The following is a 13,612-nucleotide window of genomic DNA, read 5'->3' on the forward strand; positions in this document are numbered from 1 at the left end:
TAGAAGAAGCTCTCTCGAATTGGTATCGAGAGGGCTTTTTTTTATTTTGTGAGAAACGATTGTCATTTCATATTTTATAACTAAATTGCTGTATATGAATACTAATCAAGATGTTATAATAATAGGTGGCGGTCTTGCTGGTTTGACAAGTGCACTGCATCTGTCTAAAAAAGGATTAAAGGTAACTCTAATGGAGAAATCCGATTATCCGCATCATAAAGTATGTGGGGAGTATATTTCGAACGAAATCCTTCCTTATCTAAAATGGCTCGATGCTGATGTTTTAGAACTAGACCACGCTACTATTACTCAATTTGAATTCACTACCGGTGGCGGAAAAGCAGTAACTGCCAAACTACCGCTAGGCGGATTTGGTATCAGCAGGTACACATTTGATTATTTTTTGTATCAAAAAGCAGTTAGCAATGGCTGTACTATTTTGAAAGACACGGTTAACGAAGTTTCCTATAACAATGATCTTTTTACGGTTAAAGGAACAAATCAAAGCATAACATCAAAAATAGTACTGGGCGCTTTTGGTAAACGTTCCAATATTGATCAGGTTTTAGCAAGGAGTTTCATCAATAAAAAGTCGCCTTGGTTGGCTGTTAAAGCGCATTATTCGGGTAGTTTTCCAGATAATTTTGTGGCCTTGCATAATTTTGAAGGGGGTTATTGTGGTGTTTCCAAAGTAGAAAACAACATTATAAACATTTGTTATCTGGCAGATTACGCAACATTCAAGAAATATAAAAACATAAGCGATTACCAGCATAATGTGCTCTATAAGAATCAGAATCTAAAATCAATTTTTGAAAATACCAGCTTACTTTTTGAAAAACCAATCACGATAAGTCAGGTCTCATTTGATAAAAAACAACTTGTAGAAAACCACATACTCATGATCGGTGATACGGCGGGGTTAATTCATCCGCTTTGTGGTAATGGCATGGCAATAGCCGTACACAGTGCGAAAATTGTATCAGAATTGGTATTGGACTATTATTCGGGAAAAATGGCATCACGCGAAATGCTGGAAAAAACATATGCCAAAGAGTGGAAAAAACATTTTGAAAAGAGAATGTCCGCAGGCAGAATCTTAGCACAACTATTGCAAAATAAAAGAATCACCACACTGTTGTTTGCTGTAACGACTGCTTTTCCGGCTTTACTTCAGTACGTAATCAAACAAACACATGGTAAAACTATAGCAATTGATTAAATGCGTTTAGATATAAAATACAGAACACAGGAAACGGAGATTATGGATGATTTTTCGCTTGAAGGCGAAGAAATTGACAAGGCACTCGATACAATTGCCCGCATCAATCACTTTTTAGGAGGCAATAAACTGACTCTCAATAGTGTGAAGTTGTTATTAAAAAAAACAGATCCCGCTACAACCATAACAATAGCAGATATTGGCTGTGGCAATGGCGATATGTTACGTGTACTGGCTGATTACGGCATAAAAAATAAGCTCAATTTTAAGCTAACGGGGATCGATGCAAACACAGGTACAATAAACTATGCAAAAAAGTTATCCCAATCTTATCCAAATATTGAATACGCTTGCATCAATATTTTCAGTGAAGAATTTAAGCAGTTAAAGTATGATATTGTTTTATGTACCCTTACACTGCATCATTTTACAAACGAAGAAATCTTGCATATCATTAAAATCTTTACTGAAAATGCCACAGTAGGAGTTGTCGTAAATGATTTGCACCGCAGTAAACTCGCCTATCGCCTGTTTGAAATCGTCTCAGGTGTCTTTCGCCTGAGTACCATATCACGCGAAGATGGGTTGACCTCTATTCTAAAAGGATTTAAGAAAAAAGAGCTGGAAAGCTTTTCAAAAAAATTAAATTTAAGAAACTCTGACATCAACTGGAAATGGGCCTTTCGCTACCAATGGATAATTGCTAAACTATGAGTGTAAAAATAAGTACTGTTGCAAAGCAACTGCCGAAATATTCACGTACCACTGCCGATATCCTTCCTTTTCTGGACAATTGGCTCGAGGGGCAGGAAGAGCGTTTTATAAAAAAAGTAAAAAAAATATTTGAAGGTGCTGCGGTAGATAAACGCTATTCTATAATGGATCCGTTTGAAGTTTTTACCGCGACTTCTTTTGAAGAGAAAAATGATATTTACAGCCGTGAAGTTATTATTCTGGGCGAACAAGTACTCGAAAAAGCGCTTGCTAAAGCCGGATGGGAACCACAGTCATTGGACTATATTATTACTGTAAGCTGCACAGGAATAATGATTCCTTCATTGGACGCATATCTTATTAATAAAATGAATCTAAGGCAGGATATTGTCCGACTGCCCGTAACCGAAATGGGCTGTGCTGCAGGAGTGTCGGGCATTATATATGCCAAGAACTTTCTTAAGTCAAACCCCGGGAAACGCGCTGCAGTAATTGCTGTAGAATCGCCAACGGCGACCTTTCAGCATACTGATTATTCAATGCCAAACATAGTGAGCGCTGCCATTTTTGGCGATGGTGCAGCCTGTTGCTTATTATCGTCTTATGAAACTGACCCCGGTCCCGAAATAACCGACGAACAAATGTATCATTTCTATGATGCCGAACATATGATGGGGTTTAAACTCACCAACAGCGGACTGCAAATGATATTGGATATTGAAGTGCCAGACACCATTTCCGAACATTTTGAAGACATTATTCATCCTTTTCTTCAAAAAAATAATTTAGGGATTGCAGCTATCGATCATATGATATTTCACCCAGGAGGAAAAAAAATAATACAAACAGTCGAAACGCTTTTTGCGGGATTAGGAAAAAATGTAGAAGCAACTAAAGAGGTTCTTAAAGAATACGGAAATATGTCAAGTGCTACTGTTTTATATGTTCTGGAACATATTATGGATAACAATCCAAAGCCCGGCGAAAAAGGGTTAATGTTGAGTTTTGGCCCGGGATTTTCGGCACAAAGGGTTTTATTGCAATGGTAATTAATTTAAAAATATTATGGACTTAGACTATATAAAAGCACAACTGCCTTACTCCTCGCCTTTCTTATTTGTCGATGAATTGATTTTTGCCGATGAAAACGGGATTAGCGGTACCTATACCTTTAAGGAAGATCTCGATTTTTATAAAGGTCATTTTAAGAATAATCCGGTGACCCCCGGTGTGATTTTAACCGAAACAATGGCGCAGATTGGTATGGTCTGTCTAGGTATTTATTTGCTGGACAAAGACTTAAATAAAGAATTTACTAAAGATACGTTAATTGCTTTTACATCAGCGGACATACAATTTATAAAACCGGTATATCCTAACGAAAAAGTGACCGTAATTTCGAAAAAAATATTTTTCAGATTTGGAAAACTAAAATGCGATGTATCGATGAAAAATGAAGCTGGACAAGAAGTTTGTAAAGGTACAATAGCAGGTATGATAACTACTAAATTATGAGTAAACGAATCGTAATAACCGGTCTGGGAGTCGCTGCTCCAAACGGGGTGGGAATACCTGCCTTTACCCATGCCTTAAAAAATGGGATTTCTGGCATACAACATGATCCGCAATTGCAGGAATTGCAGTTTTCTTGTCAAATTGCCGGCACACCACCGCTAACTGAAGAGCTAAAAGCCATGTACTTTACAGAGCTTGAACTACGAGGTTTTGGCAGTACAGGTATATTGTACGGTGTTATTGCAGGCATCGAAGCATGGAAAAATAGCGGATTACCAATAGAAACTAATGAAGAACCCGATTGGGACAGTGGAACCATTTTTGGAGCGGGCACTTCGGGCATTGATAAATTTCGGGAAAGCATTTATAAAATAGACGAGCTACAAGTTAGAAAATTGGGAAGTACCGTAGTGGCTCAAACGATGAATAGCGGAATTAGTGCTTATCTAGGAGGCAAACTTGGATTAGGAAATCAGGTTACCACCAATTCGTCCGCATGTGCAACAGGCACCGAAGCCCTGCTTATGGCCTATGACCGAATAAAAGCTGGACATGCAAAAAGAATGTTAGTAGGCAGTACCAGCGACAGTGGCCCCTACATCTGGGGTGGTTTTGATGCGTTGCGCGTCTGCAGCTCTAAATACAATGATAATCCCGAGCAAGGATCACGCCCTATGAGTAATACAGCAGCAGGATTTGTTCCGGGCAGCGGAGCGGGCGCATTGCTAGTAGAAGATTTAGATAGTGCTCTGGAACGTGGAGCTCCAATTTACGCAGAGCTATTGGGTGGCAATGTAAACTCGGGCGGACAGCGCGGCACCGGTAGCATGACAGCCCCAAACAGCACAGCAGTGCAACACTGTATCAGTACTGCACTTAAAAACGCGGGAATTAAGTCCAATGAAATTGACGCAATAAACGGACATCTAACCGCTACAACAAAAGACAGTCTGGAAATAGAAAACTGGACCAAAGCATTAGGTTTAAAGGGTAATGATTTTCCCTACATAAACTCTTTAAAAAGTCTGACCGGTCATTGTCTTGCTGCGGCCGGGAGCGTTGAAAGCGTTGCTGCTGTGCTACAGCTCCATGAGGGGTTTATATTTGGAAATACTAATTGTGATGACCTGCATACTGAAATTACAGCTTTAATTGACCCCGCAAAAATACCTTTAAAAACTATTTATAAAGATATCGACATAATTGCAAAAGCAAGCTTTGGCTTTGGCGATGTCAACACCTGTGTATTATTTAAAAAATTTAAAAACTAACATGACAAAAGAAGAAATTATTGCCCAGCTGAAAGTAATTGTAAAGCCGTACACCACCAATGCGGACGCTTATGAGACCCTTAATGAGAACACTGATTTTATCACGGATCTCAATATTAATTCGGCCAATCTCGTAGATATCATACTGGATATCGAAGAAAACTTTGGTTTAATTATTGACAATACCGATATGGAACGCATGCTTAATGTAAAAGCGACCGTCGAGATTATAGCTACTAAACTTGCCGCAAAATGATCGGTAATGATGTGGTAAACCTTCCACAATCACGCATTGAAAGCAACTGGCAACGGAAGGGCTATTTAGAGAAAATTTTCACTTCTGAAGAACAACAGCTTATCTCCACTGCTGCAACACCGGAAATCATGGTGTGGCTGCTTTGGAGCATGAAAGAGGCTGCTTATAAAATCTACAACCGACAAACCAAAATTAGGGCATATATCCCCCAAAAGTTAGTTTGCAAAATAACAGTTCGAAATGATCATTTCATTTTGGGCCAGGTATCTTGTATGGATTCTATTTATTACACCAAAACCGTTATAACAGAAGATAATATCCATACCATTGCTGTTACCCGTCAAAGTGATTTCACCAATATAGTTGAAATTAAAAACAAAGGAATTAAGAAAGATGCCTTTGGTATACCCCACCTAATCACTGATAAAGGCAATCAAATTCAACCTGTTTCCATCAGTCATCATGGCGGTTTCGAAAAAGTCGTGATTCTAATGCCAATACAAAATTATACACTTTGAGTACTACCATAGTTTTTGATGCTCATAAATAGTGTATCGGCAAAATAGCTTATCGTTTTCTATTCTATTTCAAAAAAAACGACTCCCTCCTTTTTAAATCTCTTATTTAAAACTTCTGAAGCTGAAATACATAAAACTGTTTCTGCCGTCGATGGAGCTGACTACACGTGTCAGTGTGTCGATATACTGACAGAAATAAAGGGAATGCAAAAAAGGCTTTCGAAATTGTACAAAATTATGTGGTTGGAAAATTTTTTAACCTAGAGTTCAATATTATTTGGCTACAATCTATAAAGCTAATAATTTTGCTCAAAAAATTAAACCTATAAAAGAAGAGCTTCTTAAAAGCACTTACGAATTAGGGCCTAATATGGAAAGTAAAATTGCACAATTGTAAAAAAAAACCAATGAAAAAATTTCTGCTTGCTTTAATCGCCATAACTGGCTTGTATTCTCATGCCCAAACCTTAAGTGGTAAAATAACGGACTTGTTTGGAAACCCGATAGAGAACGCCTATGTCTTTAACACTACCACCGAAAGCCATTCGCATACCAACGAATTGGGTGTTTTTAGCATAGAAAAAACCGCTATTGGGAATATTCTAAAAATCAGTGCATTGGGGTACAAAAAAAACAGCTATACAGTGACTAATGAAGCTATTTTGGTTGCGCTGGAAGAAGATAGTTTTCAATTATCAGAGGTGGTAATTCAGCCAAAACTATCGGCTATGAATGTTATATCAAAGATTGATTTAGAGACTACTCCTGTAAATTCTTCACAGGAAATACTACGTAAAGTTCCCGGTTTATTTATTGGGCAACATGCCGGAGGAGGAAAAGCGGAGCAGCTTTTTTTAAGGGGTTTTGATATCGATCACGGTACGGATATCGCCATTTCTGTAGACGGAATGCCTGTAAATATGGTCTCACATGCTCACGGGCAAGGTTATGCCGATTTGCACTTTGTGATACCGGAAACAGTTGACAAAATTGATTTTGGAAAAGGAACGTATTATGCCAACAAAGGAGATTTTGATACTGCAGGATATGTCGATTTTAAAACAAAAGACAAACTTGATAATAGCGCTATTGGTCTCGAAATAGGACAATTTAATACTTTTAGAACTGTAGGTTTGTTCGATCTTCTTGGTAAACAGAAAAGACAAAGTGCCTATATTGCCACAGAATATATACTGACAGATGGCCCTTTTGATTCTCCTCAAAATTTTAATCGTATAAACTTATTGGGGAAATATTCGGCAATTTTAGAAAACAACAGCTCGTTTTCGATTTTGGCTTCTCATTTTGCAAGCAAATGGGATGCTTCGGGGCAGATTCCGCAACGTTTAGTCGATGCCGGTTTAATCTCCAGATTTGGATCTGTTGACGATACGGAAGGCGGTAAAACTTCAAGAACAAATTTTAATGCCTCTTTTAGTAAACCAATTGACCAAAATACATTCATTAAAACCAATGCTTTCTATAGTGTTTATAACTTTGAATTGTACTCCAATTTTACTTTTTTTCTCGAAGATCCTGTAAATGGGGATCAAATAAAACAAAAAGAAAATCGCTCTATATATGGTATAAATGCCGAGTTGAACAAAAAAGAAGATTTCGATACTTTCGATGTTTTATATCAAATTGGTGTTGGGGTTCGTGCTGATGCCACTACAGATACAGAACTTTCACATACGTTAAACAGAAGTACTGTTTTAAATCAAATTAAATTGGGAGATATTGATCAATCTAACTTGTTTGCCTACTTGAATACGGAATTACATTTCGGGAAATTGATTGTAAATCCAGCACTTCGTATTGATTATTTCAAATTCAATTATCAGGATAAATTAGCTCCTGCCTATAAGACACAAACCGAAAATAAGGCTAAAATTTCTCCTAAACTAAATTTCATTTATTCTCAAAACAACAATTTGCAATTCTACTTAAAAACCGGAATGGGTTTTCATTCCAATGATGCTCGTGTAGTGGTGCAAAATAGTGGAAAAGAGATCTTACCAACTGCAATTGGAGGCGATTTGGGTACTATTTGGAAGCCATTCCCCCGATTAATTATCAACTCTGCGCTTTGGTGTTTATACTTACAGCAAGAATTTGTGTATGTGGGTGATGCGGGCGTTATTGAGCCTAGTGGAAAAACACAACGTTTTGGTGGTGATTTGGGCATACGATACCAATTGACAGATTATCTGTTTTTTGATTTCGATGCCAACTACACACACGCAAGAAGTATTGATGATCCGAAAGGAGAAAATTATATTCCGTTAGCGCCTGATTTTACTACAACGGGTGGAATTAGCTTTCAAAAATGGAATGGTTTTTCGGGTGGCATCAGATACCGTTACTTAGACAGCCGTCCTGCAAACGAAGACAATTCGATCATAGCCAAAGGATATTTCATTGCCGATGCCAATGTGAGTTACACGCATAAAAAAATAACGTTTGGTATTTCAATAGAGAATTTGTTTAATTCAGCATGGAATGAAACTCAGTTTGCCACTGAATCCAGATTGCAAAATGAGCCGGAAAGTGTTGAAGAAATCCACTTTACCCCTGGAACTCCCTTCTTTTTGAAAACAAAAATAACTTATGCCTTCTAGCTTTATTTTAATTAATTCAAGTTACTGGTTACTAATTAGTTGATTCTATTTGATGAAAGCACAAAAGGATTGGTTTACCTCCTGCTGAAGCACAATGTCACTAAAGTTACGGAAATTTTTCACGCAGATTCTACGGATTAAGCGGATTACGCGGGTTTTTCTATTTGATTCCGCTAAAATCTGCGTGAGACTTTTTTTAACAATCCTTAACTTAATGAGATTGTGCTTCAGCTGCAGATAAATGATTGAGAAGTTGTATCATTGGCTATAGTCGAAAGAACTGGGATATAATTCGGCTAAAGCCCTTAAATCTTGAACTACTTGTAATCCTCCAGCTGAAGCAGGAGACTATTCAAAAGGATATCTTTCCAAATATTTTAATTTTTATTAGAAATTTAGATTATTACAATTCAGAAACGAGGTATAGGCGGTCTAATTTCAAACCTAAAACAACTAGCCACTTCAATTAATTTAAAAAAATAGTTTTTAAACTCGGTCTTTAAGAATCACTTTTTTTCAGACACCTTCCTCTTGGCTCATCACCTTCATGAAGTACAATTTCTGAATGTAAAAAAAGGGCTGCATCAGCTGAATCTTTTACTTTGGTAGCGCTACGTTCTAACATTTCGGCTTCGAACTCTGTAAGGACACTTTCTCTCACTCCAGTTTTTCGCCATTGTGACAAAGGTCTGCATCCTCTTGTAATGCCTCTCGCCAGACTAAGTGCGTCCAATAAAGCTTGGTTGGCTCCCTGCCCTTTAAATGGACTCATTGGATGAGCTGCGTCACCAATTAATGTTACTTGTCCGGCTTTTGCCAACGTTTCGGAGTCGAGTAATTCGCGATCATATACAGGATAACCGGAAATTTGTGCTGCTTTAGTTGCTATTAAAATTTGAGGTATTGGACTGTGCCATTGTGTTCTGCGACATGCTTCTTCTTTAAGAGCTTGAGGCCCCTGAGCACTTAGCTCCTTCGCCTCTTCTTCGGACATTGGAAAACTAAGTTGCCACATCACCGAGTCTGAAGCATAAGGCATCATATAAATTCGTTCATTGCCATTAGCAGTTTGAAATACCGTAGCGGAATCTAATAGAGAACTATTGAGATCTTCAAGAGCTTTCAAAGGACAAATACCCAATATCACAATGCAGCCCAGGTAACGCAAAGGGCTGCTTTCCTCATCAATAAGTAACTTTCGTACTGAGCTGCGAATACCATCAGCTCCCACTACAACATCTGCTTTAACGTTTTTGATTTGGCCGTCAACTTGAAAGTTTAGCGTGACTTCGCCATCAGCTTGCTTAAGATCCAAAAGCTGATGTCCCCATTGTACCTTATCCGGTCCGCCGAGTTGCTCTAATAGGGCTAAACGTAAAGATTGCCTGGAAATATGCACATTGGTTCGTTTTGTAAACGTATTTTCTTCGGTCTGCAACCACTTTCGTATGCCCCACTCTCCGATCACTTTTCCTTCGGTAGTATGCACCACATGTCTGGTAGAAATGACTCCTTGTTCTAAAGAAAAAATACCTAATCCTTCGATTGCTTTACTAGCTTGTTGCAAAGTGAGTCCGTAACCCTGAGAGCGCTCATCAAAACTGTTATCGCGTTCAAAAAGAGTAAAAGGAATTCCGCGGTGCAAACAAGCTACTGCCAGAGCTACTCCACCGATGCCGCCACCAATAATTGCAACATGCGGATAGTTTTCGGTATCGATTATCGAAGGCTCAGGAGAGCGAACTAATCCCGAGCCGTTACACTTTAAACAAAGGACCAAATGGGCTTTAGGACGTACCGGAGCTGTCCCCTCACCTTTTGATTTTTCAAAAAGATCTAATTCTGACTGGTAGCGAAGTCGTACTTTTTTACTGAGTCTTTGGCTTTTTTTACCACGCCCCTGACATTCCTGACAACTAGTCCAGTTTCCTTTTACATCTTCCACTTTTTTCACTTCCATTTTGGTTCATTTGATCATGACTTTCTTCGATAATAAAAAACTTAGTCGATATATTAACTAATTCTTTTTAAAAAGAGCGCAAATATAATCTTTTGGCTTCATAATCTTGTACTGCCCTATTTTAATCCTTTAGGTTATCGGCAACAAACACCTGAAACCTTTTTGATAATTCCTCACTTAATGAGAATACACCAAAACTGAATGTTATTGAGTTAGGATGTTTTTGCACGCGGATTTTACGGATTAAGCGGGTTCTACGGATTTTTTTTATTTCATTACGCTAAAATCTGTGTGGCAATTTTTTTGATAATCCTTTACTTGGTGGCTTTGGACTAAAGCGCAATGTTACTAAGCTGACGTGTTTTTTCACGCAGATTCTGCAGATTGTGCGGATTTTTTTGTTTAATCTGCTAAATCTGCGTGAGACTTTTTTTGATAATCTTTTACCTAAATGACATTGGACTAAAGCGCAATTTTACTAAGCTGACGTGTTTTTTCACGCAGATTCTGCAGATTGTGCGGATTTTTTGGTTTAATCTGCTAAATCTGCGTGAGATTTTACAACTTTCCTTTTTCTAGTCTATATTTATCTTTCCTTCGACTATTATTTTGGCATTGCTGATTACTTCAAGTTCAGTGTTGCTACTAATTTTTAGTTGCATAAAGCCTCCTCTTTTTGAAGTCTGATAGGCTCGCATTTCTGTTTTTCCTAAAACTTGACTCCAATATTTAGCCAAAACAGAATGAGAAGCACCCGTAACCGGATCTTCGTTGATTCCGATCCAGGGACAAAAACATCTGGAATAGAAGTCATAGTACGCATCTTCTGATTTTGCCGTTACCACAACTTCTTTTATAACATCTGAAGATTGGATTGCCTTTGCAAAATCGGGAGTAATGTTCTCTAAGGTTGTTTTGTCTGAAACTTCAATAATTAACATATCTAACTCTTTTGCAAACTTTGTTGCAATAGGATTGTCAATACCAAACGCCTCATATAGTTCTTTATTTGGAGTATAGTCGATGGCATCGTACAAGGGAAATTTCATTTTTATATTTTCACCTTCGCTACCGGCATGTACTTTTAGATTGTGAAATGTGGTGAAATTTACAAAGGGTTTGTTTAAATGGTGTAGGACCAATTTTGCAGCTGCCAGTGTAGCGTGTCCGCAAAAATCGATCGCAACGGTTGGGGTAAAATATTGTATCGAATAGTCTGTATCGCTAGTTTCGGATCTTCTCAGAAATGCGGTTTCCGATAAATTGAGTTCGCTGGCAATAGCTTGCATTGTTGCGGTACTGATTTCCTTTTCTACCAGACAAACTCCTGCAGGATTGCCTTTAAACGCTTGGTCTGTGAAGGCGTCAATTATAAATACTTTCATTATAAATCTTTCTATTTTTATGTTTCGGATCCCCGTAAAACTGTTGCGAAATTGATATACCACTACAAAAAACAGTTAATACCATAAAACTAAGCGGTATTTACAGCAGTAGCTATAGTTCGCTAAAATAGAAAAGAAATTTAATTCTTCGGTATTAACTAATCCGAATTCCGGTATTTAATTGCTCTGTGATCGACATGGACTGACATTTGGTTAAAAAACTAGAAGCATAAGCCGGATATGTTCCGCTGTCGTGAGTTCCGGGAATGGTAAGATCATTCAATTTTTTATGATCCGGAATGTATCTCATCCATTTTTTGTTAAAATCCGTCATATCTATTTGGTTTTATATGAAGCTTTATTCGGTATTCAGAGAAACAAAATTAAAGGAATTTCTCTGTGCGGATATCCGTATTTCTACTTGTATTTGTGCTTTTGACATTCAAAAAAAACAAATTTTTCAGAAAATCAAACATTTATAACAAATAGGACATTACGGCATAAATTTACGCAATATCTTCAAAAACAAGTATTTCTACTCGATACCAAAAGTCGGATTTTTCATAATATTGTACAACAATTTAAAGCAGTGGAGTCAGAACCCACTTAAAAAAACGAGGCGGATTCCGAAAAGCCTTATGAGTAGGAAAAACAAACAAACGAATTCATTATGGCAACTTATCCTTATTCGCAGGATGCACTGTTAGTTAACAGCATCAAAGCAACAACTGTAGTATCTATTGTATCAGGAATGCAAGTATCTGTTACTACTTTTACTTCACCAGCAGGAGATTTAGGTAAAATCACTCTTTCGCCTGTACAGCCAACAGCTACAAATGTTGAGTTTAAAGCAGGAGCACAAAAACTACAAATAGACCTTATTAGCTTTAGAGCACAATTCGGACTTGACAGCGGTCAGGTTACTTGTAGCGGACGTGCAACGGATCAAGACGGTAATAACGAGACTGCTTTTGCTAAACAAATTGCTACTTGGTCTTAATTAAAATATCAGGGTAATTTCCTGGGATAAAAGATTTAGAAAGTCCAAGAACAGCATATAAAAATCTAATTTTAACATATAAATAACCTATTAAAAGTACTATTTATAAGTATGCCCCAATACTTCCTATATTGACATTACCCCAGGAAACTTCCTCAAATCACTCCTCAAAATTATGGCAACCTATCCTTATACCCAAGAGATAATGTTAACGAATAACATTAAATCAACCACTGTCGTTTCTATTGAAAATGGAATGGAAGTATCTGTTACCACTTTTTCTTCCTCATTAGGCGCAATGAACTCCGTACCTGGCTCCTCCTTAAAAGCATCTGATCCTCCAGTCGGAGCACTAGGATCTGTCACGCTTTCACCAGTCCAGTCAAAAGCCGTAGATATAAAATTTGTAGTGGGATCACTAAAAATTAACATAGAGCTAATCACTTTCAGAGCGCAATTCGCACTAGATACAGGTCAAGTTACCTGTCACGGATTTGTCTCAGATCTGCAGGATAATAATCGAATTTCTTTTGATAAAGTAATTGCTGCCTGGTCTTAATTAAAAACACCACGGTAATTCCCTGGGACAAAATAGAGTTATGAAATCAAAAACAGTATTCAGAAATCGAGCTTGTAATATAAATACGTTAATAAAAGTGCTGCTTATAAGTGCGTTTATGGCATTTCCTATAGCGACATTTGCTCAGGATCTCACTACGGTACCCTTGCAGGAAATAACGCCGCCTATTGTCGAATGTGGAACTTCCGGAGAGCGCTATTTTGGTGACTTGGCCATAGAGTACTCCATCGATTCAAAAGGTACTGTTGTAGTCTGCACTTTATATTTAGCTACCGTTTTGGTAGGCATACATTCTTTAACTGCGACTGATCCTATTTACCAATTCGATTTAAAATCCGGAGAAAGCACCACTAGCGGAAGTCTCAGCATTTTTCTGAATTTTTCACCATCAATTTCGACCCTCAAAGCAGATCTGACCTACACCGCTAAAGCCAACAACACCAGCTTTCCTTTTAAAGGTGATTTAGTAGGCTGGTATGTTTATGAGTAGAGACTTTAGATTGTAGATTTTAGATTGAAGATTTTAGATTGAAGATTTTAGATTGTAGATTTTAGATTGAAGATTTTAGA

General features: G+C 37.7%; 14 protein-coding genes. 11 read left to right on the plus strand and 3 right to left on the minus strand.

The genetic code is table 11. The features are described from left to right. Window positions 1-94: 94 nt before the first annotated feature. From LNP23_RS16615 to LNP23_RS16650, 8 genes are all read left to right on the plus strand, one after another. Entirely contained in the window at window positions 95-1,222 is a 1,128-nt protein-coding gene (locus LNP23_RS16615) for an NAD(P)/FAD-dependent oxidoreductase (protein ID WP_230002038.1), read from the plus strand. Beyond that, window positions 1,223-1,936, plus strand: coding sequence for a methyltransferase domain-containing protein (locus LNP23_RS16620; protein WP_230002039.1), 714 nt, complete (start codon window positions 1,223-1,225; stop codon window positions 1,934-1,936). It abuts the gene before it with no gap. Next, on the plus strand, window positions 1,933-2,985 hold the full coding sequence (locus LNP23_RS16625) for a type III polyketide synthase (RefSeq protein WP_230002040.1): 1,053 nt from the start codon (window positions 1,933-1,935) through the stop codon (window positions 2,983-2,985). Before LNP23_RS16620 ends, LNP23_RS16625 begins: the two co-directional genes overlap by 4 nt. Before the next feature lie 16 nt (window positions 2,986-3,001). After that, window positions 3,002-3,451, plus strand: coding sequence for a 3-hydroxyacyl-ACP dehydratase FabZ family protein (locus LNP23_RS16630; protein ID WP_047777514.1), 450 nt, complete (start codon window positions 3,002-3,004; stop codon window positions 3,449-3,451). Beyond that, window positions 3,448-4,722, plus strand: coding sequence for a beta-ketoacyl-[acyl-carrier-protein] synthase family protein (locus LNP23_RS16635; protein WP_230002041.1), 1,275 nt, complete (start codon window positions 3,448-3,450; stop codon window positions 4,720-4,722). Before LNP23_RS16630 ends, LNP23_RS16635 begins: the two co-directional genes overlap by 4 nt. A gap of 1 nt (window position 4,723) precedes the next feature. Next, the gene (locus LNP23_RS16640; RefSeq protein WP_047777601.1) at window positions 4,724-4,978 is read left to right on the plus strand and encodes an acyl carrier protein; all 255 of its coding nucleotides are present in this window, start codon (window positions 4,724-4,726) and stop codon (window positions 4,976-4,978) included. Next, complete coding sequence (locus LNP23_RS16645) at window positions 4,975-5,496, plus strand: 4'-phosphopantetheinyl transferase family protein (protein WP_230002042.1); 522 nt, start codon at window positions 4,975-4,977, stop codon at window positions 5,494-5,496. Before LNP23_RS16640 ends, LNP23_RS16645 begins: the two co-directional genes overlap by 4 nt. 407 nt (window positions 5,497-5,903) lie before the next feature. Beyond that, window positions 5,904-8,117 carry a TonB-dependent receptor gene (locus tag LNP23_RS16650; RefSeq protein ID WP_230002043.1) on the plus strand — a complete coding sequence of 738 codons (2,214 nt, stop codon included), beginning with the start codon at window positions 5,904-5,906 and terminating at the stop codon, window positions 8,115-8,117. Between the two features lie 499 nt (window positions 8,118-8,616). On the opposite strand, the gene LNP23_RS16655 is transcribed toward LNP23_RS16650, so the two are convergent. The 3 genes from LNP23_RS16655 to LNP23_RS16665 form a co-directional block, all read right to left on the minus strand. Then, a complete protein-coding gene (locus LNP23_RS16655; protein ID WP_230002044.1) occupies window positions 8,617-10,077 on the minus strand; it encodes an FAD-dependent oxidoreductase in 1,461 nt (486 codons plus the stop codon). Window positions 10,078-10,652: 575 nt separating this feature from the next. Beyond that, the gene (locus tag LNP23_RS16660; protein WP_230002045.1) at window positions 10,653-11,462 is read right to left on the minus strand and encodes a PhzF family phenazine biosynthesis protein; all 810 of its coding nucleotides are present in this window, start codon (window positions 11,460-11,462) and stop codon (window positions 10,653-10,655) included. Between the two features lie 154 nt (window positions 11,463-11,616). Further along, window positions 11,617-11,796 carry a hypothetical protein gene (locus LNP23_RS16665; protein ID WP_230002046.1) on the minus strand — a complete coding sequence of 60 codons (180 nt, stop codon included), beginning with the start codon at window positions 11,794-11,796 and terminating at the stop codon, window positions 11,617-11,619. Between the two features lie 336 nt (window positions 11,797-12,132). On the opposite strand from LNP23_RS16665, the gene LNP23_RS16670 reads away from it, so the two are divergent. The 3 genes from LNP23_RS16670 to LNP23_RS16680 all read left to right on the plus strand — a co-directional run bounded on the left by LNP23_RS16670 (window position 12,133) and on the right by LNP23_RS16680 (window position 13,532). Continuing rightward, window positions 12,133-12,462 carry a hypothetical protein gene (locus LNP23_RS16670; RefSeq protein WP_047777496.1) on the plus strand — a complete coding sequence of 110 codons (330 nt, stop codon included), beginning with the start codon at window positions 12,133-12,135 and terminating at the stop codon, window positions 12,460-12,462. 175 nt (window positions 12,463-12,637) lie between these two features. Continuing rightward, window positions 12,638-13,021, plus strand: a complete 384-nt coding sequence (locus LNP23_RS16675) for a hypothetical protein (RefSeq protein ID WP_131701548.1) — start codon at window positions 12,638-12,640, stop codon at window positions 13,019-13,021. A 118-nt stretch (window positions 13,022-13,139) separates the two neighbouring features. Beyond that, window positions 13,140-13,532, plus strand: a complete 393-nt coding sequence (locus LNP23_RS16680; protein WP_047777493.1) for a hypothetical protein — start codon at window positions 13,140-13,142, stop codon at window positions 13,530-13,532. Window positions 13,533-13,612: the final 80 nt, after the last annotated feature.

The sequence above is a fragment of the Flavobacterium cupriresistens genome (assembly GCF_020911925.1).
Taxonomy (GTDB): domain Bacteria; phylum Bacteroidota; class Bacteroidia; order Flavobacteriales; family Flavobacteriaceae; genus Flavobacterium; species Flavobacterium cupriresistens.